This is a genomic window from Streptomyces sp. NK15101 (genome assembly GCF_020400725.1).
GTDB lineage: Bacteria > Actinomycetota > Actinomycetes > Streptomycetales > Streptomycetaceae > Streptomyces.
In genome coordinates this window covers 12,852-33,696 of sequence record NZ_JAINVG010000053.1, presented here as the reverse complement: position 1 = coordinate 33,696, position 20,845 = coordinate 12,852, and the positions used below count along the sequence as shown (strand labels likewise).

The window sequence follows — 20,845 nt, the reverse complement described above, 5'->3', positions numbered from 1 at the left end:
CAAAGGGTCGCCCTGCTCCAGAACCTGCAAACAAGTCTGAAAACTACAAAAGCCTGCGGGTCACATGCTCCGCAGGCTCTGTACTGCAAGGGAAACCAAACTGCAACTTGCGTCGAGCGTAGCACGCAGGACGCTCTCGGCGGTAGAGGGAAAGATCACGTCACCCGCATGTTTGATTCCGTTCCGTGTGCTGACGCGCGTGCCCCGCCGATGCCCACACCGCGAGACGGGTCTAGCCTCGCGATGTGGACAAAGCAACCGACGACCAGCAGCGCAGCCGGCCCCGCGTCGGGCACATCCAGTTCCTGAACTGCCTTCCTCTCTACTGGGGCCTCGCCAGGACCGGAACGCTCCTCGATCTCGAGCTCACCAAGGACACGCCGGAGAAGCTCAGCGAGCGGCTCGTCCGGGGCGATCTCGACATCGGGCCCATCACCCTCGTCGAGTACCTCCGCAACGCGGGCGACCTGGTGGCGCTCCCGGACATCGCCGTCGGCTGCGACGGGCCCGTCATGTCCTGCGTGATCGTCTCCCAGCGGCCCCTGGAGGAGCTCGACCGCGCGCGCGTGGCCCTCGGCTCCACCTCCCGCACCTCCGTGCGCCTCGCCCAGCTGCTCCTGGCCGAGCAGTACGGGGTCGAGCCCGACTACTACACCTGCCCGCCGGACCTCGGCCTGATGATGCAGGAGGCGGAGGCGGCCGTCCTCATCGGCGACGCCGCGCTCCGGGCCTCCCTGCACGACGCGCCCCGGCTCGGCCTCCAGGTCCACGACCTGGGGCTCATGTGGAAGGAGTGGACGGGCCTGCCGTTCGTCTTCGCCGTGTGGGCGGCGCGCAAGGACTTCCTGGCGCGCGAGCCGGAGACCGTCCGCGAGGTGCACCAGGCGTTCCTGGCCTCGCGCGACCTCTCCCTCGAAGAGGTCGCCAAGGTCGCCGAGCAGGCCGCCCGCTGGGAGACCTTCGACGCCGAACTCCTGGAGCGGTACTTCCGCACGCTCGACTTCCGTTTCGGCCCCGAGCAGCTCGCGGGCGTACGGGAGTTCGCCCGCCGCACCGGCCCCACGACCGGCTTCCCGGCGGACGTCGCGGTGGAACTCCTGCCGCCCCCGGCGCGATAAGCGGCGGAGCCGCACGGATAAGGGGCGGGAGAGAAATACCGGTGCACCGCCCGGCGCGCCGGCCGCGCCTTTCCGGGCGGAACCGGGAATACGGCCGCTCTCTCCGGACCGCCGTCACCGGACCGCCGGTAATGCGGCACGCCCGCGACACACCCGGATCCCCGGACGGCTTCTCCGGACCGCCGGTAATGAGACGCGCCCGCGAGGCACCCGGAATTCACCGGATATTCGCCGGACCCCCGCTCTCCACTCGCCGTTCTCTCACCCGCGGATCGTCCGAGGATCACCCGCGGATCGTCTGCGGACCACCCGTCGACCGCCCGCAGGTCTCCCCGTCGACCGCCCGCGGATCACCCTCCCCGTACGCCCGCTGCGCCGACCCCGCACCCTGCGGAAGTCGCGAGGAGCGCTGGCGTAGGCTGGTTCGGTCTTTCACAACCCCTCCGAAAGGGACGCACCCGGTGACCGAGAAGGCCGAACTCCAGTCCGTTCTCGACCGCGCCGCCGCGGGTGGCCGGATCACCCCCGAGGAGGCGCTCGACCTCTACCGCTCGGCGCCGCTGCACGCGCTGGGCGCCGCCGCCGACGCGGTGCGCCGCCGCCGGTACGCGGGGACCGAGCACATCGCGACGTACATCATCGAGCGGAACATCAACTACACGAACGTCTGCGTGACGGCGTGCAAGTTCTGCGCGTTCTACGCCGCCCCGAAGGACACAGCGAAGGGCTGGACCCGGGACCTCGACGACATCCTGCGCCGCTGCGCGGAGACCGTGGAGCTCGGCGGCACGCAGATCATGTTCCAGGGCGGCCACCACCCGGACTACGGCGTCGAGTACTACGAGAAGCACTTCGCCGCCATCAAGAAGGACTTCCCGCAGCTGGTCATCCACTCCCTCGGCGCCTCCGAGGTCGAGCACATGGCCCGCATCTCCGGGGTCTCCGTCGAGGAGGCGATCACCCGCATCCACGCCGCCGGTCTCGACTCCTTCGCGGGCGCCGGCGCCGAGCTGCTCCCCGAGCGGCCGCGCAAGGCCATCGCCCCGCTCAAGGAGAGCGGCGAGCGCTGGCTGGAGATCATGGAGATCGCCCACAAGCTGGGCGTCGAGTCCACCTCCACCATGCTGATGGGCACCGGCGAGACCAACGCCGAGCGGATCGAGCACCTGCGCATGATCCGTGACGTGCAGGACCGGACGGGCGGCTTCCGGGCCTTCATCCCGTACACGTACCAGCCCGAGAACAACCACCTCAAGGGCCGCACGCAGGCCACGCTCTTCGAGTACCTGCGCATGATCGCCATCGCGCGGCTCTTCCTCGACAACGTCGCCCACATCCAGGGCTCCTGGCTGACCACCGGCAAGGAGGTCGGCCAGCTGTCCCTGCACTACGGCGCCGACGACCTCGGCTCGATCATGCTGGAGGAGAACGTCGTCTCCTCGGCCGGTGCCAAGCACCGCTCGAACCGCCTGGAGATCATCGACCTGATCCGCAAGGCGGGCCGCGTCCCGGCGCAGCGCGCCACGACGTACGAGCACCTCGTCGTCCACGACGACCCGGCGAACGACCCGGTCGACGACCGCGTCGCCTCGCACATCTCGTCCGTGGCCATCGAGGGCGGCACGGCGCACCCGGAGCTGAAGCTCCTCGACGCCAACTGATCCGCCGGTGCCGACCCTCCACGCCGCCGAAGCCTCCCCGGAGCTGGCCGTCCTCGTCGACGGTCCCCGGATCGCCGCCGTCGGCCCGTACGAGGAACTGGCGGAGGCGCACCAGGACGCGCGCCTCCGCCGCTGGCCGGGCATCCTGCTGCCCGGCCTGCTCAACCCGTACGCCCCCGAGCTCCTGGAGCGGACCTACCACCCGGATCCGCGCGAGGCCGACGAGTTCGGCACCGAGCCGATCACGGGGGAGCGGGCGGCGGAGCTCTTCCGCGCCGACCCGGCCCGCCTCGGCGCCAGCGCCCGCCGGGGCGTCCAGCGGATGCTGGCCCACGGCACGGTCGCGGTGGCGGGCGAACTCCGCACCCGTGCCGCCGCCGACGCGGTCCGCCGCGCCGGCCTCGCGACCGGCCGCCGTCCCGACACCCTCCCGGGCCCCCCGTCCCTCTCCCCGGTGCCGTTGATCCTGCTGCCGCGCCCCGCCCCCGGCGGACCGGCCCGCTTCGCCGTCTTCGACGTCCCCGACCCGGCCACCCTGGTCCGCCGGGGCGCGTCGACCTGCGTGGCGACGGTCATCGACGGCCGGCTGGTCTACCGGGCCCGCTGAAGGCCGCGACGGCGGTAGGTCCGTCAGGGCCCGCCGGGGGCGGGTCGCCCGCCTCGATCAGGTACTCGCTCACCCGGTCGCCGCCGTCGCCCACCGGCCGGACGCGGGTGACCTTCGGCGGCAGCTGCTGCTTCAGCACCTGGGCCACGTCCTTCTGGTAGCTCTCGCGGCGGATCCAGTCGGCCCCCGTCAGCCGCGTCTCGCGGACGGTCCAGGCGGCGGGCATCGGGACACCGGAATCGGTCCCCGGCAGCAACGTGAGGCCGAGGGCACCCGCCGTGACCACGGCGAGGGCGGCCGTACCGACCGCGAGCCGGGAGCGGGCCCGGCGCCTGCGCCCCTCGCGCACCGCGAGCGGTACGAGGTCGGGGCAGCGGCGGCAGACCGTCCGTCGTCCGGCCCATGGCGTCGCGCAGCAGGGCGGTGTCGTCGTTGTTCCCCACCGTGGCCTCAGCTTTCCGTGATCGAGAGCCCGGCATCGGCCAGGCGTACGCGGAGTCGGGCGAGCGAACGGGAGCACTGGCTCTTGACGGTGGCCTCGCTGCACCGCAGCAGGGCCGCCACGGAGGCCACGCTCTGGTCCTCCCAGTAGCGCAGCACGACCATCGCCCGTGCCCGGGGCGGGAGTTCGGCGAGCGCGCCGAGCAGGGTCACCCGCAGGTCGGCGTGGTCGGGGGCCGGTGCCGGGCGGGCTCGGCGTCGCCGCAGAGCAGGTACGCCGTCCGGTACAGCCGCGTCTGGGCGGCCCGGGCGAACTCCTCGAACCCGAGGCCCGCCCCGACGTCCGTCTCCGTCTCCGTCCGCAACTCCATCGCCATCGCACCCCTTCTCGCCGCGCAGTCGTGCTCGACCGTCCTTGAGCACGCCCGGCCCGGAAAGATTGAAAGGAGTTCCGGGAAATCGTGCCGCCCGTGCCGCCCGTGCCGCCCGTGCCGCCCGTGCCGCATCAGCCGCACGGGCCGCCCGGCGGGCCCGCTCCGGGCGGCCGGGACCCGCCTGCCAGAATGGGTGGATCCGTCCGCACCCGATCTTGCGAGGCCGAACGCCAGTGACCCGAGCATCCCTGGACAAGCAGCCGCACGAAGTCGCCTCGATGTTCGACGACGTGGCGGCCAACTACGACCTGACCAACGACGTGCTCTCGCTCGGCCAGGACCGGCGCTGGCGCAAGGAGGTCGCCAAGGCGGTGGACGCGCGCCCCGCGCAGAGGATCCTCGACCTCGCGGCCGGCACGGCCACCTCCTCGCAGCCGTTCGCCCGCGCGGGGGCGTACGTCGTGCCGTGCGACTTCTCCCTCGGGATGCTCCGGGTCGGCAAGAAGAACCACCCGTGGATGCCGTTCACGGCCGGCGACGGCACGAAGCTGCCCTTCCGCGACGACGTCTTCGACGCGGTCACCATCTCCTTCGGGCTGCGGAACATCCAGGACACCGAGCAGGCGCTCCGCGAGCTGTACCGGGTGACGAAGCCCGGCGGCCGGGTCGTCATCTGCGAGTTCTCGCACCCCACCTGGGCGCCGTTCCGCACGGTGTACGAGGAGTACCTGATGCGGGCGCTGCCGCCGGTGGCCCGCGCGGTCTCGTCCAACCCCGACGCGTACGTGTACCTCGCCGAGTCCATCCAGTCCTGGCCGGACCAGCCCACCCTCGCGGGCCTCCTCCAGAAGGCCGGCTGGTCGAAGGTCGCCTGGCGGAACCTGTCCGGCGGCATCGTCGCCCTGCACCGCGGCTTCAAGGCGCAGTAGCCGCCCCGAGCCCGGGGCGAGCTGACCGAGTACGGGGCCGGGCGCGGAGACCGAGTACGGGGCCGAGCAGGCAGGCCGAGCACCCGTGCCGGCGCGGCGCGGTCCCGGCCGCCGGACGATCGGGACCACGGGCTCCCGGAGCCGCCGTCCGCGGCCCCCCGGCGGCCTCGGCGCGGACCACCGGCCCTCGGCGGCGCGGACCCCGAAGAGCCGGGACCGCCCCTCCGGTCCGGCCCGCGCCGCCCGCCCTAGACTTCCCTACGACCTCTTCGCCGACCTTTCGGGAGTTCCGCCGTGACCGAGCAGCCCCTCTCCGAGCACACCGCAGACGTGATCGTCGTCGGGGCGGGCCCGGCCGGCTCCACCACCGCGTACTACCTGGCCAAGGCCGGACTCGACGTCCTGCTCCTGGAGAAGACCGCGTTCCCCCGCGAGAAGGTCTGCGGCGACGGCCTCACTCCGCGCGCCACCAAGCAGCTCGTCGCCATGGGCATCGACATCTCCGAAGAGGCCGGCTGGCTGCGGAACAGGGGCCTGCGGATCATCGGCGGCGGCGTCCGCCTGGAGCTCGACTGGCCGGAGCTCGCCTCGTACCCGGACTACGGACTCGTCCGCAAGCGCGACGACTTCGACGAGCAGCTCGCCCGCCAGGCGCAGAAGGCCGGCGCCCGGCTGTACGAGCGCTGCAACGTCGGCGCGCCGATCATCGACGACCGTACGGGCCGGATCACCGGTGTCCACGCGAAGCTGGGCGAGGAGAAGCGCGAGGTCACCTTCCACGCCCCGCTCGTCGTCGCCGCCGACGGCAACTCCACCCGGCTCTCGCTCGCCATGGGCCTGCACCGGCGCGAGGACCGGCCGATGGGCGTGGCGGTCCGGACGTACTTCACCAGCCCCCGCCACGACGACGACTACCTGGAGTCCTGGCTGGAGCTGTGGGACCGGCGCGGCCCGCAGGACCGCCTCCTGCCGGGCTACGGCTGGATCTTCCCGATGGGCGACGGCACGTCCAACGTCGGCCTCGGCATCCTCAACTCCTCGAAGGCGTTCCGGGAGCTGGACTGGCGCGAGGTCCTCAAGGCCTGGTGCGCCTCCATGCCGGAGGAGTGGGGCTACACCCCGGAGAACATGACGCAGCCGATCCGCGGCGCGGCCCTGCCGATGGCCTTCAACCGCCAGCCGCACTACACCAAGGGCCTGCTGCTGGTCGGCGACGCGGGCGGCCTGGTCAACCCGTTCAACGGCGAGGGCATCGCGTACGCCATGGAGTCGGGCCAGATCGCGGCCGACGTCATCGTCCAGGCGCACGCGCGCGCGACGCCCGCGCAGCGCGAGCTGGCCCTGCGGAACTACCCCCAGGTCCTCAAGGACACCTACGGCGGCTACTACACGCTGGGCCGCGCGTTCGTGAAGCTCATCGGCAACCCGAAGATCATGAAGCTCGCGACCCAGCGCGGTCTGACCCACCCGCTGCTGATGAAGTTCACCCTCAAGATGCTGGCGAACCTCACCGACCCGACGGGCGGCGACGCCATGGACCGCATCATCAACGGCCTCTCGAAGGTGGCCCCGAAGGCCTGAACCCCTCCCGGTACGCGGTCGGGGAGAGCCCGACCGCGCGGGTGAAGTGGCGGCGGAGGTTGGCGGCCGAGCCGAGCCCGCTCTCCTCGCCGATCCGCTCCACGGGCAGGTCCGTCGACTCGAGGAGCGTCTGTGCCCGCGCCACCCGCTGCTCGAGCAGCCACTGCAGCGGGGTGGTGCCGTGGGCCTCGCGCACCCTGCGGTGGAAGGTGCGCGGGCTCATCCGGGCCCGACGGGCCAGGTCGTCCACCGACAGGGGCTCGCGCAGGTGCTCGAGGGCCCAGTGGAGCACCGGTCCCAGGCTGTCCTCGTCGCTCGGCGGCACCGGCGCCTCGACGAACTGCGGCTGCCCGCCCGGGCGGTGCGCCGGGACGACCAGCCGCCGGGCCAGCTCGCCCGCCACCCCGGCGCCCAGGTCCCTGCGCACGAGATGCAGGCACAGGTCCAGTCCGGCGGCGGCGCCCGCCCCGGTGAGCACGTGTCCCTCGTCGGTGTAGAGCACCGAGGCGTCGACGGTGACCCGCGGGTGCAGGGCGGCCAGTGCGGGCGCGTAGTTCCGGTGGACGACGGCCCGGTGGCCGTCCAGCACGCCGGCCGCCGCGAGCGCGAAGGCGCCGGTGCACATCGAGACCATGCGGGCCCCCGAGGCGGCGGCCTCCCGCAGCGCCGCGACGAGGTCGGAGGGGAGCTCCAGGCGGCCCTCGGCCACCGCGTCCGGCACCGACGGCACGATGACCGTGCCCGCGCCGACGAGCCCGTCGAGGCCGTGCGTGGCGTGCGGGGCGGGACCGCAGACCCGCAGGTCGTACCAGGGGTCGGTCAGGTCGGTGTACGGCACCCCGAAGACCATGGAGACCGTGGACAGCTCGTACAGGTCCCACGGCGAGAGTCCGCCCCGTTCGTCGGGGACGAGGACGACGGCGACCGCTCCAGCGCTCATGACCACGACCGTACGGCAGGCGGCCGACACCGTGGCAGGAACCGTGCGCAGCACGTCGGTTCCGCCGCTGTCGGCGCGGTCCCGGCGCTGCGAGCGTGGAGCCATGAGCACGAAGCGCACTCCAGTGACCGTCATCGGCCTCGGGCAGATGGGCGCCGCCCTCGCGGGCGCCTTCCTCGACGCCGGCCACCCCACCACCGTCTTCAACCGGACCCCCGACAAGGCCGCCCCGCTCGTCGCGCGGGGAGCCGTCCACGCCACCACCGTCGCCGAGGCGGTCGGGGCGAGCGGGCTCGTCGTGGTCTGCGTCCTCGACTACCCGGCGGCCCGCGCCCTCCTCGCCCCCGTGGCCGGGGCGCTGCGCGGCCGCGTCCTGGTCAACCTCACCTCCGGCTCGCCCGAGCAGGCCCGCGCGGAGGCCGAGTGGGCCGCCGGGCACGGCGCCGGCTACCTCGACGGCGGCATCATGACCACCCCGCCCGGGGTCGGCGACAGCTCCAGCATGATCCTCTACTCAGGCGGTCCGGGCCTGCTCGCCGAGCACCGGGCGACCCTGGAGGTCCTCGGGGACCCGGTCGACCTGGGTGCGGACGCGGGCCTCGCCTCGCTCTACGACGCCGGGCTGCTCGGCCTGATGTGGTCGGTCTTCGGCGGCTGGCTGCACGCCACCGCGCTGGCAGGGGCGGACGGGGTGCCGGCCAAGGAGTTCACGGCGGTGTCGGTGCGCTGGCTACGCACGGTCTCCTGGTTCCTCACCACGTACGCGGACCAGATCGACGCGGGGGAGTACCCGGGCGACGACGCCACCATCGACGTCCAGGTCGCGAGCATCGGGCATCTGCTGCACGCGGGGGAGGAGCGCGGGGTCGACGGAAGGCTGCCGCGGCTGCACCTGGAGCTGATGCGGGAGGCGGTGGCGGCGGGCCACGGCGGGGACAGCTACGCCCGGATCATCGAGTCGTTCCGGAAGTGACCCCCGCGTCCGGCACGCCGAAGGGCCGTCGCTCCCCCGAGGAGTGACGGCCCTTCGGCGTGAACGGGGCGGGATCAGAGGATCCGGACGGCGCCCGAGGGGGTGTCCCAGTCCAGGGAGTGCTGGACCACGCCGCTGGACGGGTTCTGCGCGCCCACGTACTGGCCGCCGCCGACGTAGATGGCGACGTGGTACGAGCCGCTGCGGCTGCCCCAGTACAGGATGTCGCCCGGCTGCAGGTTGCTCAGGGAGACGGAGGTGCCCATGCTCGACTGCTGGTACGAGATGCGGGGCAGGTCGATGCCGGCCGCGCGGTAGGCGGCCTGGACGAGGCCGGAGCAGTCCCAGGAGTTGGGGCCGGTGCCGCCGGAGACGTACGCGTCGCCGACCTGGGCCTTGGCGAAGGCCACGATCGCGGCGGCGGAGCCGGAGGGGGCCTGCGTCTGGCTGTCGCTCTCGGAAGTGGTGGAGCCGCTGTCCGACGAGCCGCCGTCGTTCGACGAGCTCTGGGTGGAGAGCCGGCTGCGCGCGGCGTCGCGGGACGCGCGCTCGGCGGCCTCCTCGCGCTCCTGCTCGGCCTTGAGGCGGGCCTCCTCGGCGCGCTCGGCCGCGGCCTTGCGCTCGGCCTCGGCCTTGGCCTTCTTGGCCTCCTTGGAGGCCTTCTGCAGCGCCGCGTTCTCCTGGGACTGGAGGCTCTGGTCGAGGGCCTCCTGCTGGGAGGCCTCGGCGGAGGCGGCGACGGCGCTGGCGAGACCGGCGCCTTCGCCGAGCGAGCCCAGGGTGGGCATTTCGATGGTCTCGGTCACCGGCTCGGCATTCGCCGGCCCGGCAGCACCGGCCACCGCGATGGTGCCGAGGACGCCACCGGCAACTCCGGCGCGGAGCGCGAGCTTCGAGGCGCTGCGGCGGGGCTTCCGGTGGCTGGGTATGTGAGCGGTGTGGGACATGGGAACAACCGCTATCAGGGCTTCACGGTTCCCTTCAAGAAACGTGGGTTGCGCCACAGTTACGTTTGGAACCCGTGAATCCGCTTCCGTCGCAACCTTATTGACGCCGTAACGGGCAAATCGGGCACGGCTCATCCGGCCCTTGATCACGGGTTTTCATTGAAAAGCCCGAATTGCCCGACGCTTACCACCTCTTGACGCCGATGGCCAAGCCCTCTTCTTTTGGAGCTCCTGTGACGTGACGCAGGTCACATCCCGCTCGTGAAAACGCGCACGCGTCCACCTCCGTACGCCGGACCCCCCGACCGGGCGACGGCCGGTTCCTTTATCACCCGGATGCGTCCATCGCCAATTTGCCTGCACTGGCCATCACTTGATAGTGCGACACCCCTTCCGAGCAGCGATTTCCGGTCCGGATGTCACATCTGGTGATCACCTGGGCGCTTCGCGCAACAAGATCACCGCTCATCCGACTTCATGATCCTTCGCCTGGTGGTGGAGATCACAAAGTCCTTGCCGCACCCCGTGTCGCAGATCACAGAGGGGCGGGCATAAGATGCGGGGCAGCCGGGCTTGTGAACTGCCTCACATGGGGGCGATCTTCCAGGGCCCGGTGGTGCGGTCCAACGGTCAAGGACGACTGGAAGGAGCGAGGAGCGTGAATGCGTACGCGCCCGTCCTCGTGCTCGGTGCCCTGGGTGCGGGGTTTGCGATCTTCTCCGTGGTCATGGCCACGCTTATCGGGCCAAAGCGGTACAACAGGGCAAAGCTTGAGGCGTACGAGTGCGGCATCGAACCGACGCCCACTCCCGCCGGGGGCGGTCGCTTCCCGATCAAGTACTACCTGACGGCGATGCTCTTCATCGTCTTCGACATCGAGATCGTCTTCCTCTACCCCTGGGCCGTCACCTTCGACGCCCTGGGGCTTTTCGGGCTCGTGGAGATGCTGCTCTTCGTGCTCACCGTCTTCGTCGCCTACGCGTACGTGTGGCGGCGCGGCGGCCTGGAATGGGACTGAGGGGCTGAGGGGCACCTATGGGACTCGAAGAGAAACTCCCGAGCGGCTTTCTGCTGACGACGGTCGAACAGGCCGCGGGCTGGGTGCGCAAGGCGTCCGTGTTCCCCGCGACCTTCGGCCTCGCCTGCTGCGCCATCGAGATGATGACCACCGGAGCCGGCCGGTACGACCTGGCCCGCTTCGGCATGGAGGTCTTCCGCGGCTCGCCGCGCCAGGCCGACCTGATGATCGTGGCCGGCCGGGTCAGCCAGAAGATGGCGCCCGTCCTGAGGCAGGTCTACGACCAGATGCCCAACCCCAAGTGGGTCATCTCCATGGGCGTCTGCGCCTCCTCGGGCGGCATGTTCAACAACTACGCGATCGTGCAGGGCGTCGACCACATCGTGCCGGTCGACATCTACCTGCCCGGTTGCCCGCCGCGTCCGGAGATGCTCCTGGACGCGATCCTCAAGCTCCACCAGAAGATCCAGTCCTCCAAGCTCGGCGTGAACGCCGAGGAGGCGGCCCGCGAGGCGGAGGAGGCGGCGCTCAAGGCGCTGCCGACGATCGAGTTGAAGGGTCTGCTCCGTTGAGTGACGAGACACCCAACCCCGACAAGGACCTCAGCGCGCAGAACCTGCCGGGCCAGCGCGGTGACCACGGCGAGGAGGTCCGCGTCCAGCGCGGCATGTTCGGCGCCCAGAGCGGGGCCGACACCTCCGGCTACGGCGGCCTGGTCCGCTCGATCAGGCTCCCCGGACCGGCCGCCCGCCCGTACGGCGGCTGGTTCGACGAGGTCGCCGACGAGCTCGAGGGCGCCCTGGAGGAGCAGGGCCTCCTGCCCGGGAACGCCATCGAGAAGACGGTCGTCGACCGCGGCGAGCTCACCTTCCACATCGAGCGCGAGCACCTCGTCCGTGTGGCCCGCACCCTGCGCGACGACCCGGCGCTCCGCTTCGAGCTCTGCACCGGCGTCTCCGGCGTCCACTACCCGGGCGACAAGGGCCGCGAGCTGCACGCCGTCTACCACCTGCGCTCGCTGACCCACGGCCGGCTGATCCGCCTGGAGGTCTCGGCCCCCGACGCCGAGCCGCGCATCCCGTCCCTCGTCGCCGTCTACCCGACGAACGACTGGCACGAGCGCGAGGCGTACGACTTCTTCGGCATCGTCTTCGACGGACACCCCGCCCTCACCCGGATCATGATGCCGGACGACTGGCAGGGCCACCCGCAGCGCAAGGACTACCCCCTCGGCGGCATCCCCGTCGAGTACAAGGGCGCCCAGATCCCGGCTCCGGACCAGCGGAGGTCGTACAGCTGATGTCCACTCCCCACGCGTCTCCCCGCGAGACCACGGAAGGCGCCGTCTACACGGTGACCGGCGGCGACTGGGAAGAGGTCGTCCAGTCCGCCGCGAAGGCCGACGACGAGCGCATCATCGTCAACATGGGCCCCCAGCACCCGTCCACCCACGGCGTGCTCCGCCTCATCCTGGAGATCGACGGCGAGACCGTCACCGAGGCGCGCTGCGGCATCGGCTACCTCCACACCGGCATCGAGAAGAACCTCGAGTACCGGACCTGGACGCAGGGCACCACCTTCGTCACGCGCATGGACTACCTCACCTCGTTCTACAACGAGACGGCGTACTGCCTGGGCGTGGAGAAGCTCCTCGGCATCACCGAGCAGATCCCGGACCGCGCCAGCGTCATCCGCGTCCTGCTGATGGAGCTCAACCGGCTCTCCTCGCACCTGGTGTGCATCGCCACCGGCGGCATGGAGCTCGGCGCCACCACGATCATGATCTACGGCTTCCGGGACCGCGAGATGATCCTGGACCTGTACGAGCTGATCACCGGCCTGCGCATGAACCACGCGTTCATCCGCCCCGGCGGCCTCGCCCAGGACCTCCCGCCGGGTGCCGTCGACGCCGTGCGCGAGTTCGTGAAGACCATGAAGAAGAACCTGCCGGAGTACGACAAGCTCGCCACAGGCAACCCCATCTTCAAGGCCCGCATGCAGGACGTCGGCTACCTCGACCTCACCGGCTGCATGGCCCTCGGCGCCACCGGGCCGATCCTCCGGTCGGCGGGCCTCCCGCACGACCTGCGGAAGACCGACCCGTACTGCGGCTACGAGAACTACGACTTCGACGTCCCGACCGCCGACACCTGCGACTCCTACGGACGCTTCCTCGTCCGCCTGGAGGAGATGCGGCAGTCCCTGCGGATCATCGAGCAGTGCCTCGACCGCCTGGCTCCCGGCCCGGTCATGGTCGGCGACAAGAAGATCGCCTGGCCCGCGCAGCTCGCCCTCGGCACGGACGGCCTCGGCAACTCCACCGACCACATCGCGAAGATCATGGGCACCTCCATGGAGGCCCTGATCCACCACTTCAAGCTGGTCACCGAGGGATTCCGGGTCCCCGCCGGGCAGGCCTACGCGGCCGTCGAGTCGCCCAAGGGCGAGCTCGGCGTCCACGTCGTCTCCGACGGCGGCACCCGCCCCTACCGGGTCCACTTCCGCGACCCGTCCTTCACCAACCTCCAGGCCATGGCCGCGATGTGCGAGGGCGGCCAGGTCGCCGACGTCATCGTCGCCGTCGCCTCCATCGACCCCGTGATGGGAGGCGTCGACCGATGACCGACCAGATCAGTCTGGGCATGCCCCAGCTCCCCGCCCCCGAATACCCGGCGGACGTCCGCGCCCGCCTGGAGGAGGACGCCCGGGCGATCATCGACCGCTACCCGGGCTCCCGCTCCGCGCTCCTGCCGATGCTGCACCTCGTGCAGTCGGAGGAGGGTTATGTGACCCGCACCGGCATGCAGTTCTGCGCCGACATGCTCGGCCTGACCACCGCCGAGGTCACCGCCGTCGCCACCTTCTACACGATGTACCGGCGCAAGCCCTCCGGCGACTACCAGGTCGGCGTCTGCACCAACACGCTCTGCGCGGTCATGGGCGGCGACGCCATCTTCGAGGAGCTCAAGGCCCACCTCGGCGTCGGGAACGACCAGACCACCGAGGACGGCAAGATCACCCTCGAGCACATCGAGTGCAACGCGGCCTGCGACTTCGCACCGGTCGTGATGGTCAACTGGGAGTTCTTCGACAACCAGACGCCCGAGTCCGCCAAGAAGATGGTCGACGACCTCCGGGCCGGACGCACCGTCGAACCCACCCGCGGCGCCCCGCTCTGCACCTTCAAGGAGACCGCCCGCATCCTCGCCGGCTTCCCCGACGAGCGCCCCGGCGCCGTCGAGGCCACCGGCGGCGCCGGCCCGGCCTCCCTCGTGGGACTGCGCCTGGCCAAGGGCGAGAAGCCGCACCACCGAATCGTCCACCCGCGTGGTGAGACCTCCGGACAGGAGGGGGAGGAATGACCTTGGCCGCCGAGATCAACAACAGCAGCCCCGAGAAGCTCCTGGCGCCCGTCCTGTCGGCCTTCTGGGACCAGCCCAATTCCTGGACCCTGGAGACCTACGAGCGCCACGAGGGCTACCAGGGACTCAAGCGGGCCCTCGCGATGAGCCCCGACGACCTCATCGCGTACGTCAAGGAATCCGGCCTCCGCGGACGCGGCGGCGCCGGCTTCCCCACCGGCATGAAGTGGCAGTTCATCCCGCAGGGCGACGGCAAGCCGCACTACCTCGTCGTCAACGCCGACGAGTCCGAGCCCGGCACCTGCAAGGACATCCCCCTCCTCTTCGCCAACCCGCACTCGCTCATCGAGGGCATCGTGATCGCCTGCTACGCGATCCGCTCGAACCACGCCTTCATCTACCTGCGCGGCGAGGTCGTCCCCGTCCTGCGCCGCCTCCACGAGGCGGTCCGCGAGGCCTACGCCGCCGGCTACCTCGGCACGAACATCCTCGGCAGCGGACTCGACCTCGAACTCACCGTCCACGCCGGTGCCGGCGCGTACATCTGCGGCGAGGAGACCGCGCTGCTCGACTCGCTCGAAGGGCGCCGCGGCCAGCCCCGGCTGAGGCCCCCCTTCCCCGCGGTCGCCGGTCTGTACGCCTGCCCCACTGTGGTGAACAACGTCGAATCCATCGCCTCGGTTCCCGCGATCCTGAACAAGGGCAAGGACTGGTTCACGTCGATGGGGACCGAGAAGTCCCCGGGCTTCACGCTGTACTCGCTCAGCGGGCACGTCGCCTCGCCCGGCCAGTACGAGGCCCCCCTCGGCATCACCCTGCGCCAGCTCCTCGACATGAGCGGCGGCATGCGCCCCGGCCACCGGCTCAAGTTCTGGACCCCCGGCGGCTCCTCCACCCCCATGTTCACCGACGAGCACCTCGACGTGCCCCTCGACTACGAGGGCGTCGGCGCCGCCGGCTCCATGCTCGGCACCAAGGCGCTCCAGTGCTTCGACGAGACCACCTGCGTCGTCCGGGCCGTCACCCGCTGGACCGAGTTCTACGCCCACGAGTCCTGCGGCAAGTGCACGCCGTGCCGCGAGGGCACGTACTGGCTCGTCCAGCTGCTCCGCGACATCGAGGCGGGCCGTGGCGTCATGTCCGACCTCGACAAGCTGAACGACATCGCCGACAACATCAACGGCAAGTCGTTCTGCGCCCTCGGCGACGGCGCCGCCTCGCCGATCTTCTCCTCGCTGAAGTACTTCCGCGAGGAGTACGAGCAGCACATCACGGGCCGGGGCTGCCCCTTCGACCCGGCCAAGTCGACCGCCTGGGCGGACAACCACAAGGAGGTGACCGCATGACCGTCATCGCGTCCACCCCCAGCGGCGGCAGCGCGCCGGTACCGCCCGAGGACCTCGTGACGCTGACCATCGACGGCGCCGAGATCTCCGTCCCCAAGGGGACGCTGGTCATCCGCGCCGCCGAACAGCTCGGCATCGAGATCCCGCGCTTCTGCGACCACCCGCTCCTCGACCCCGCCGGCGCCTGCCGCCAGTGCATCGTCGAGGTCGAGGGCCAGCGCAAGCCCATGGCCTCCTGCACCATCACCTGCACCGACGGCATGGTGGTGAAGTCCCAGCTCACCTCGCCCGTCGCCGAGAAGGCCCAGCACGGCGTGATGGAGCTGCTGCTCATCAACCACCCGCTGGACTGCCCGGTCTGCGACAAGGGCGGCGAGTGTCCCCTGCAGAACCAGGCCATGTCCCACGGACAGGCCGAGTCCCGCTTCGAGGGCGTCAAGCGGACCTACGAGAAGCCGGTCGCGATCTCGACCCAGGTGCTCCTCGACCGCGAGCGGTGCGTCCTGTGCGCCCGCTGCACCCGCTTCTCCAACCAGGTCGCCGGCGACCCGATGATCGAGCTCGTCGAGCGCGGCGCGCTCCAGCAGGTCGGCACCGGCGAGGGCGACCCCTTCGAGTCGTACTTCTCCGGCAACACCATCCAGATCTGCCCGGTCGGCGCCCTCACCTCGGCCGCCTACCGCTTCCGCTCCCGCCCCTTCGACCTGGTCTCCTCGCCGTCCGTCTGCGAGCAGTGCGCCGGCGGCTGCGCCACCCGCACCGACCACCGGCGCGGCAAGGTCATGCGGCGGCTCGCCGCCGAGGACCCGGAGGTCAACGAGGAGTGGATCTGCGACAAGGGCCGCTTCGCCTTCCGGTACGCCCAGCAGCGCGACCGGCTGACCACGCCGCTCGTCCGGAACCCCGAGACCGGTGAGCTGGAGGCCGCCTCCTGGCCCGAGGCCCTGGAGGCCGCCGCCCGCGGGCTCGTCCGCGGCCGGACCGGCGTCCTGACCGGCGGCCGGCTGACCGTCGAGGACTCCTACGCGTACGCCAAGTTCGCCCGGGTCGCCCTCGACACCAACGACATCGACTTCCGGGCCCGGATCCACTCCGGCGAGGAGGCCGACTTCCTGGCCTCCGCCGTCGCCGGACGCGGCCGCGACCTGGACGGCTCGGGTGTCACGTACACCTCGCTCGAAGCCGCCCCGGCCGTGCTCCTCGTCGGCCTGGAGTCCGAGGAGGAGGCCCCCGCCGTCTTCCTGAGGCTCCGCAAGGCCTGGCGCAAGCACGGCCAGAAGACCTACGCGGTCGCCCCGTTCGCCACCCGGGGCCTGACGAAGGCGGGCGGCACCCTGCTGCCGGCCGCCCCCGGCACCGAGACCGAATGGCTCGACGCCCTCACCTCCCGGGTCGGCCTCTCCGAGGAAGGCGCCGCCGCGGCCGAGGCCCTCCGCCAGGAGGGCGCCGTCCTCGCCGTCGGCGAGCGGCTCGCGGGCGTGCCCGGCGCGCTCACCGCCGCCCTGCGCGCCTCGGCCGCCACCGGCGCCCGCCTCGTGTGGATCCCGCGCCGCTCCGGCGAGCGCGGCGCCGTCGAGGCGGGGGCGCTCCCGGCGCTGCTGCCCGGCGGCCGGCCCGCGACCGATCCCCGCGCGCGTGAGGAGGTCGCCGCCGCCTGGGGCGTCCGCGAACTCCCGCACCGCTACGGCCGCGACACCGGCCAGATCGTGGAGGCCGCGGCCGGTGGAGAGCTCGCCGCGCTGCTCGTCGCCGGCGTCGAGGTCGCCGACCTGCCGGACCCGGCACGCGCGCGCGAGGCCCTCGACACGGCGTTCGTGGTCTCCCTGGAACTGCGGCCCGGCGAGGTCACCGAGCGCGCCGACGTGATCCTGCCGGTCGCGGCCGTCGCCGAGAAGGCCGGCACCTTCCTCAACTGGGAGGGCAGGGCCCGGCTCTTCGAGGCCGCGCTCAAGCCCGAGCAGATGACCCGGCCCCTCGCGCCGACCGACGCCCGCGTGCTCCACATGCTGGCCGACGCCCTCGACGTCCACCTCGGCCTGCCCGACCTGCGGTCCGCGCGGCGGGAGATGGACCGGCTCGGCGGCTGGACCGAGGAGCGGGCGACCGAGCCCGGCTCGCCCGGCCAGCCGGCGCCCCGGCCCGGCGACGGCGAGGCCGTCCTCGCCGGACACCGCCTCCTCCTCGATCTCGGCAGGCTCCAGGAGGGCGACGCCGCCCTGGCCGGCACCCGGCACGCCGCGGTCGCCCGGCTCTCCGCCGCCACCGCCGCCGACACCGGCGTCAAGGACGGCGACGTCCTGGAGGTGACCGGCCCCACCGGCTCGGTCGCCTTCCCGCTCCAGGTCACCGAGATGCCCGACCGGGTCGTCTGGCTGCCGCTGAACTCGGCGGGCCGGGGCGTCCTCTCCGACACCGGCGCCCGCCCCGGCACCCTGGTCCGCATCGGCCCGGCGACCTCGCAGGAGGTGCAGGCATGACCCCGAACGTCCTCGCGGCCGAAGACCTGTCCATGTTCGGCACGGACCCCTGGTGGCTCGTTCTGATCAAGGCCGTCTTCTGCTTCGCCTTCCTGATGGTCACCGTGCTCTTCTCCATCGTGTGGGAGCGCAAGGTCGTCGCCTGGATGCAGCTGCGCATCGGCCCCAACCGGCACGGCCCCTGGGGTCTGCTCCAGTCCCTCGCGGACGGCGTCAAGCTGATGCTCAAGGAGGACGTGATCGTCCGGCGGGCCGACAAGGTCGTCTACGTCCTCGCCCCGATCGTCGCCGCCATCCCCGCCTTCATGGCGATCGCCGTGATCCCCTTCGGCCCGGCGGGCAACGAGGTCTCGATCTTCGGCCACCGGACCGCGATGCAGCTCACCGACCTGCCGATCGCGATGCTGTACGTCCTGGCGGTCGCCTCCGTCGGCATCTACGGCATCGTCCTCGCCGGCTGGTCCTCCGGCTCCACGTACCCGCTGCTCGGCGGCCTGCGGTCCTGCGCGCAGATGATCTCGTACGAGATCGCCATGGGCGCGGCCTTCGCCTCCGTCTTCCTCTACTCCGGGTCGATGTCGACCTCGAAGATCGTCGAGGCGCAGGCGGACCGCTGGTTCGTGATCCTGCTGCCGGTGTCGTTCATCATCTACATCGTCACGATGGTCGGCGAGACGAACCGCGCCCCGTTCGACATGCCGGAGTCCGAGGGCGACCTCGTCGGCGGCTTCAACACCGAGTACTCGTCCATCAAGTTCGCGATGTTCATGCTCGCCGAGTACGTGAACATGGTGACGGTCTCGGCCGTGTCGGTGACCCTCTTCCTGGGCGGCTGGCGGGCCCCGTACCCGATCTCCACCTTCTGGGAGGGCGCCAACCACGGCTGGTGGCCGATGCTCTGGTTCGTCGTGAAGGTGCAGCTGCTGCTGTTCTTCTTCATCTGGCTCCGCGGCACCCTGCCCCGCGTCCGCTACGACCAGCTGATGAAGCTCGGCTGGAAGGTCCTCATCCCGGTCGCCGTGGTCTGGCTGATGCTGGTCGCCACCGTCCGCGCGCTGCGCAACGAGAACATCGCCTTCTCCAACATCGTGCTGTACGTGGCCGGTGCCGTCCTCGCCCTGCTCCTCCTCTCCTTCCTGGTGGACGCGCTCCGCGACCGGAAGGCGAAGGGGGCCGCGGCCGCTCCCGCCGAGGAGCGGGCCTTCGACCCGATGGCCGGCGGCTTCCCCGTACCGCCCAAGCCCGGACAGTCCCTGCCGCCCGTGCCGCGGCGCAGGTCCCGGTACGACAGGGACCTCGTTGTCAGTGGCGCCCCCGATACTGCTACTGCGAGTGATGGAAAGGAGACGGACGGTGTCTGATTTCCAGAATCCGGTGGCCGGCTTCGGCGTGACCTTCAAGGCCATGTTCAAGAAGCGGCTGACCGAGCAGTACCCGGAGCAGCAGAAGACGACGGCGCCCCGCTTCCACGGCCGGCACCAGCTCAACCGTCACCCCGACGGGCTGGAGAAGTGCGTCGGCTGCGAGCTGTGCGCCTGGGCCTGTCCCGCCGACGCCATCTACGTGGAGGGCGCGGACAACACCGACGAGGAGCGCTACTCGCCGGGCGAGCGGTACGGCCGCGTCTACCAGATCAACTACGCCCGCTGCATCCTCTGCGGACTGTGCATCGAGGCGTGCCCCACGCGCGCGCTGACGATGACCAACGAGTTCGAACTGGCCGACTCCTCCCGCCAGAACCTGATCTACACCAAGGAGCAGCTCCTCGCGGGCCTGGAGGAGGACATGGTCGACACCCCGCACGCGATCTTCCCGGGCATGACCGAGCAGGACTACTACCGGGGGCTCGTCACCGAGGCGGCGCCCGGCACGGTCCGACAGGTCGCCGTGTCCAAGGGGGAGAAGGGCGAGCCGGAGGGGGCGGACGCATGAGCGCGAACCTCGCGGCCGCAGTGACGCTCTCCGCCGAGACGTCCACCGGTGAGGCCTTCCAGTTCTGGGTCCTCGGCACCGTCGCCGTCGTCGGCGCGCTGGCCACGATCCTGATGAAGAAGGCCGTGCACTCCGCGCTCTCCCTCGCCGGCACGATGATCGTCCTCGCGGTCTTCTACCTGGCGAACGGCGCGTACTTCCTCGGCATCGTCCAGATCGTCGTCTACACCGGCGCGATCATGATGCTCTTCCTCTTCGTCGTCATGCTGGTCGGCGTCACCGCCGCGGACTCGCTGAAGGAGACCATCAAGGGCCAGCGCTGGCTGGCCGTCGCCTGCGGTCTCGGCTTCGGCATCCTGCTGGCGGCCGGCATCGGGAACGCCTCGCTGACGGAGTTCGCCGGCCTCGGCGCGGCCAACAGCGCCCACGGCGGGAACGTGGAGGGCCTCGCCGCCCTCATCTTCACCAAGTACGTCTTCGCCTTCGAGATCACCGGCGCGCTGCTGATCACGGCGGCCGTCGGCGCGATGGTGCTCACCCACCGGGAGCGGACCGAGCGGGCCCGCACCCAGCGCGAGCTGTCCGAGCAGCGGGTGCGCGAGGGCAAGCACGTGCCGCCGCTGCCCGCGCCCGGCGTGTACGCCCGGCACAACGCCGTGGACATCGCCGGTCTGCTGCCCGACGGCACCGCGTCGGAGCTCACCGTCATGCGGACCCTGCGCAAGCGGGGCCAGATCCGTGACGTGTCCAACGAGGCGATGGCCGACCTCAAGGCCCTGGAGCAGCGCTCCGAGGAGCGGCTCGGCCGGGACCGGGACGAAGAGGAGGCCACCCGGTGAATCCCGTCAACTACCTGTACCTCGCGGCCCTGCTGTTCACCATCGGCGCGGCCGGGGTGCTGATCCGGCGCAACGCGATCGTCGTCTTCATGTGCGTCGAGCTCATGCTCAACGCCTGCAACCTCGCGTTCGTCACGTTCTCCCGCATGCACGGCAACCTCGACGGCCAGATCATCGCCTTCTTCACGATGGTCGTCGCCGCCGCGGAGGTCGTCGTCGGGCTCGCGATCATCGTGTCCGTCTTCCGTGCCCGCCACTCGGCCTCGGTCGACGACGCCAGCCTGATGAAGCTGTAAGGGG

22 protein-coding genes are annotated in these 20,845 nt (G+C 71.3%); 17 read left to right on the top strand and 5 right to left on the bottom strand.

Going from position 1 to position 20,845, the window contains the following annotated elements; genetic code table 11:
• Nucleotides 1–245 precede the first annotated feature (245 nt).
• From K7G60_RS25450 to K7G60_RS25440, 3 genes are all read left to right on the top strand, one after another.
• Nucleotides 246–1,118 carry a menaquinone biosynthetic enzyme MqnA/MqnD family protein gene (locus K7G60_RS25450; protein ID WP_225803269.1) on the top strand — a complete coding sequence of 291 codons (873 nt, stop codon included), beginning with the start codon at nt 246–248 and terminating at the stop codon, nt 1,116–1,118.
• A 461-nt stretch (nt 1,119–1,579) separates the two neighbouring features.
• Complete coding sequence (gene mqnC / locus K7G60_RS25445) at nt 1,580–2,779, top strand: cyclic dehypoxanthinyl futalosine synthase (protein ID WP_225803268.1); 1,200 nt, start codon at nt 1,580–1,582, stop codon at nt 2,777–2,779.
• 7 nt (nt 2,780–2,786) lie between these two features.
• Nucleotides 2,787–3,386 (top strand): hypothetical protein, encoded by a 600-nt coding sequence (locus K7G60_RS25440; RefSeq protein WP_225803267.1) that lies wholly within the window; start codon nt 2,787–2,789, stop codon nt 3,384–3,386.
• On the opposite strand, the gene K7G60_RS25435 is transcribed toward K7G60_RS25440, so the two are convergent.
• The 3 genes from K7G60_RS25435 to K7G60_RS39480 form a co-directional block, all read right to left on the bottom strand.
• Nucleotides 3,352–3,735, bottom strand: a complete 384-nt coding sequence (locus K7G60_RS25435) for a hypothetical protein (RefSeq protein WP_225803266.1) — start codon at nt 3,733–3,735, stop codon at nt 3,352–3,354. The two genes, K7G60_RS25440 and K7G60_RS25435, sit on opposite strands and share 35 nt — an antisense overlap.
• A gap of 101 nt (nt 3,736–3,836) precedes the next feature.
• A complete protein-coding gene (locus K7G60_RS39485) occupies nt 3,837–4,040 on the bottom strand; it encodes a sigma factor-like helix-turn-helix DNA-binding protein (protein ID WP_374115681.1) in 204 nt (67 codons plus the stop codon).
• A complete protein-coding gene (locus K7G60_RS39480; RefSeq protein WP_374115680.1) occupies nt 4,037–4,204 on the bottom strand; it encodes a hypothetical protein in 168 nt (55 codons plus the stop codon). Before K7G60_RS39480 ends, K7G60_RS39485 begins: the two co-directional genes overlap by 4 nt.
• A gap of 230 nt (nt 4,205–4,434) precedes the next feature.
• On the opposite strand from K7G60_RS39480, the gene K7G60_RS25425 reads away from it, so the two are divergent.
• Both K7G60_RS25425 and K7G60_RS25420 read left to right on the top strand, forming a co-directional pair.
• Nucleotides 4,435–5,130 carry a demethylmenaquinone methyltransferase gene (locus tag K7G60_RS25425; RefSeq protein WP_225803265.1) on the top strand — a complete coding sequence of 232 codons (696 nt, stop codon included), beginning with the start codon at nt 4,435–4,437 and terminating at the stop codon, nt 5,128–5,130.
• Between the two features lie 294 nt (nt 5,131–5,424).
• Nucleotides 5,425–6,711: a geranylgeranyl reductase family protein gene (locus K7G60_RS25420; protein ID WP_225803264.1), complete on the top strand. Its 1,287-nt coding sequence runs from the start codon at nt 5,425–5,427 to the stop codon at nt 6,709–6,711.
• Here the strand turns inward: K7G60_RS25420 and K7G60_RS25415 are convergent.
• A complete protein-coding gene (locus K7G60_RS25415; RefSeq protein ID WP_225803263.1) occupies nt 6,677–7,651 on the bottom strand; it encodes a GlxA family transcriptional regulator in 975 nt (324 codons plus the stop codon). The two genes, K7G60_RS25420 and K7G60_RS25415, sit on opposite strands and share 35 nt — an antisense overlap.
• Before the next feature lie 103 nt (nt 7,652–7,754).
• Between K7G60_RS25415 and K7G60_RS25410 the strand changes: the two genes are divergently transcribed.
• The gene (locus K7G60_RS25410) at nt 7,755–8,624 is read left to right on the top strand and encodes an NAD(P)-dependent oxidoreductase (RefSeq protein ID WP_225803262.1); all 870 of its coding nucleotides are present in this window, start codon (nt 7,755–7,757) and stop codon (nt 8,622–8,624) included.
• A 74-nt stretch (nt 8,625–8,698) separates the two neighbouring features.
• Here K7G60_RS25410 and K7G60_RS25405 read toward each other — a convergent pair whose 3' ends face one another.
• Entirely contained in the window at nt 8,699–9,571 is an 873-nt protein-coding gene (locus tag K7G60_RS25405) for a C40 family peptidase (RefSeq protein WP_225803261.1), read from the bottom strand.
• A gap of 658 nt (nt 9,572–10,229) precedes the next feature.
• Here K7G60_RS25405 and K7G60_RS25400 point away from each other — a divergent pair.
• Genes K7G60_RS25400 through nuoK form a run of 11 tightly spaced genes read left to right on the top strand, consistent with a single transcriptional unit; the run spans nt 10,230 to nt 20,841 of the window.
• The gene (locus K7G60_RS25400) at nt 10,230–10,589 is read left to right on the top strand and encodes an NADH-quinone oxidoreductase subunit A (protein WP_019888619.1); all 360 of its coding nucleotides are present in this window, start codon (nt 10,230–10,232) and stop codon (nt 10,587–10,589) included.
• 17 nt (nt 10,590–10,606) lie between these two features.
• The gene (locus K7G60_RS25395) at nt 10,607–11,161 is read left to right on the top strand and encodes an NADH-quinone oxidoreductase subunit B family protein (protein WP_030318842.1); all 555 of its coding nucleotides are present in this window, start codon (nt 10,607–10,609) and stop codon (nt 11,159–11,161) included.
• A complete protein-coding gene (locus K7G60_RS25390; RefSeq protein WP_225803260.1) occupies nt 11,158–11,889 on the top strand; it encodes an NADH-quinone oxidoreductase subunit C in 732 nt (243 codons plus the stop codon). The genes K7G60_RS25395 and K7G60_RS25390 overlap by 4 nt, the downstream gene beginning before the upstream one ends.
• On the top strand, nt 11,889–13,211 hold the full coding sequence (locus K7G60_RS25385; RefSeq protein WP_225803259.1) for an NADH-quinone oxidoreductase subunit D: 1,323 nt from the start codon (nt 11,889–11,891) through the stop codon (nt 13,209–13,211). The genes K7G60_RS25390 and K7G60_RS25385 overlap by 1 nt, the downstream gene beginning before the upstream one ends.
• Nucleotides 13,208–13,951 carry an NADH-quinone oxidoreductase subunit NuoE gene (nuoE, locus tag K7G60_RS25380; protein ID WP_225803258.1) on the top strand — a complete coding sequence of 248 codons (744 nt, stop codon included), beginning with the start codon at nt 13,208–13,210 and terminating at the stop codon, nt 13,949–13,951. The genes K7G60_RS25385 and nuoE overlap by 4 nt, the downstream gene beginning before the upstream one ends.
• A complete protein-coding gene (nuoF, locus tag K7G60_RS25375) occupies nt 13,948–15,297 on the top strand; it encodes an NADH-quinone oxidoreductase subunit NuoF (RefSeq protein WP_225803257.1) in 1,350 nt (449 codons plus the stop codon). Before nuoE ends, nuoF begins: the two co-directional genes overlap by 4 nt.
• The gene (locus K7G60_RS25370) at nt 15,294–17,774 is read left to right on the top strand and encodes an NADH-quinone oxidoreductase subunit G (protein ID WP_225803256.1); all 2,481 of its coding nucleotides are present in this window, start codon (nt 15,294–15,296) and stop codon (nt 17,772–17,774) included. The genes nuoF and K7G60_RS25370 overlap by 4 nt, the downstream gene beginning before the upstream one ends.
• Nucleotides 17,771–19,135 carry an NADH-quinone oxidoreductase subunit NuoH gene (gene nuoH / locus K7G60_RS25365; protein ID WP_225803255.1) on the top strand — a complete coding sequence of 455 codons (1,365 nt, stop codon included), beginning with the start codon at nt 17,771–17,773 and terminating at the stop codon, nt 19,133–19,135. Before K7G60_RS25370 ends, nuoH begins: the two co-directional genes overlap by 4 nt.
• Complete coding sequence (gene nuoI, locus K7G60_RS25360; RefSeq protein WP_225803254.1) at nt 19,110–19,706, top strand: NADH-quinone oxidoreductase subunit NuoI; 597 nt, start codon at nt 19,110–19,112, stop codon at nt 19,704–19,706. Before nuoH ends, nuoI begins: the two co-directional genes overlap by 26 nt.
• A complete protein-coding gene (locus K7G60_RS25355; RefSeq protein ID WP_225803253.1) occupies nt 19,703–20,545 on the top strand; it encodes an NADH-quinone oxidoreductase subunit J in 843 nt (280 codons plus the stop codon). Before nuoI ends, K7G60_RS25355 begins: the two co-directional genes overlap by 4 nt.
• Nucleotides 20,542–20,841, top strand: a complete 300-nt coding sequence (gene nuoK, locus K7G60_RS25350) for an NADH-quinone oxidoreductase subunit NuoK (RefSeq protein ID WP_017239464.1) — start codon at nt 20,542–20,544, stop codon at nt 20,839–20,841. The genes K7G60_RS25355 and nuoK overlap by 4 nt, the downstream gene beginning before the upstream one ends.
• The last annotated feature ends 4 nt before the right edge of the window (nt 20,842–20,845 follow it).

Coding starts and splice junctions, on each gene's coding strand:
- K7G60_RS25395 (WP_030318842.1), top strand. CDS start 10,607: ATGGGACTCGAAGAGAAACTCCCGAGCGGCTTTCTGCTGACGACGGTC.
- nuoE (WP_225803258.1), top strand. CDS start 13,208: ATGACCGACCAGATCAGTCTGGGCATGCCCCAGCTCCCCGCCCCCGAA.
- nuoF (WP_225803257.1), top strand. CDS start 13,948: ATGACCTTGGCCGCCGAGATCAACAACAGCAGCCCCGAGAAGCTCCTG.
- K7G60_RS25405 (WP_225803261.1), bottom strand. CDS start 9,571: ATGTCCCACACCGCTCACATACCCAGCCACCGGAAGCCCCGCCGCAGC.
- K7G60_RS25410 (WP_225803262.1), top strand. CDS start 7,755: ATGAGCACGAAGCGCACTCCAGTGACCGTCATCGGCCTCGGGCAGATG.
- K7G60_RS39480 (WP_374115680.1), bottom strand. CDS start 4,204: ATGGCGATGGAGTTGCGGACGGAGACGGAGACGGACGTCGGGGCGGGC.
- K7G60_RS25370 (WP_225803256.1), top strand. CDS start 15,294: ATGACCGTCATCGCGTCCACCCCCAGCGGCGGCAGCGCGCCGGTACCG.
- nuoH (WP_225803255.1), top strand. CDS start 17,771: ATGACCCCGAACGTCCTCGCGGCCGAAGACCTGTCCATGTTCGGCACG.
- K7G60_RS25415 (WP_225803263.1), bottom strand. CDS start 7,651: ATGAGCGCTGGAGCGGTCGCCGTCGTCCTCGTCCCCGACGAACGGGGC.
- nuoI (WP_225803254.1), top strand. CDS start 19,110: ATGGAAAGGAGACGGACGGTGTCTGATTTCCAGAATCCGGTGGCCGGC.
- K7G60_RS25355 (WP_225803253.1), top strand. CDS start 19,703: ATGAGCGCGAACCTCGCGGCCGCAGTGACGCTCTCCGCCGAGACGTCC.
- K7G60_RS25385 (WP_225803259.1), top strand. CDS start 11,889: ATGTCCACTCCCCACGCGTCTCCCCGCGAGACCACGGAAGGCGCCGTC.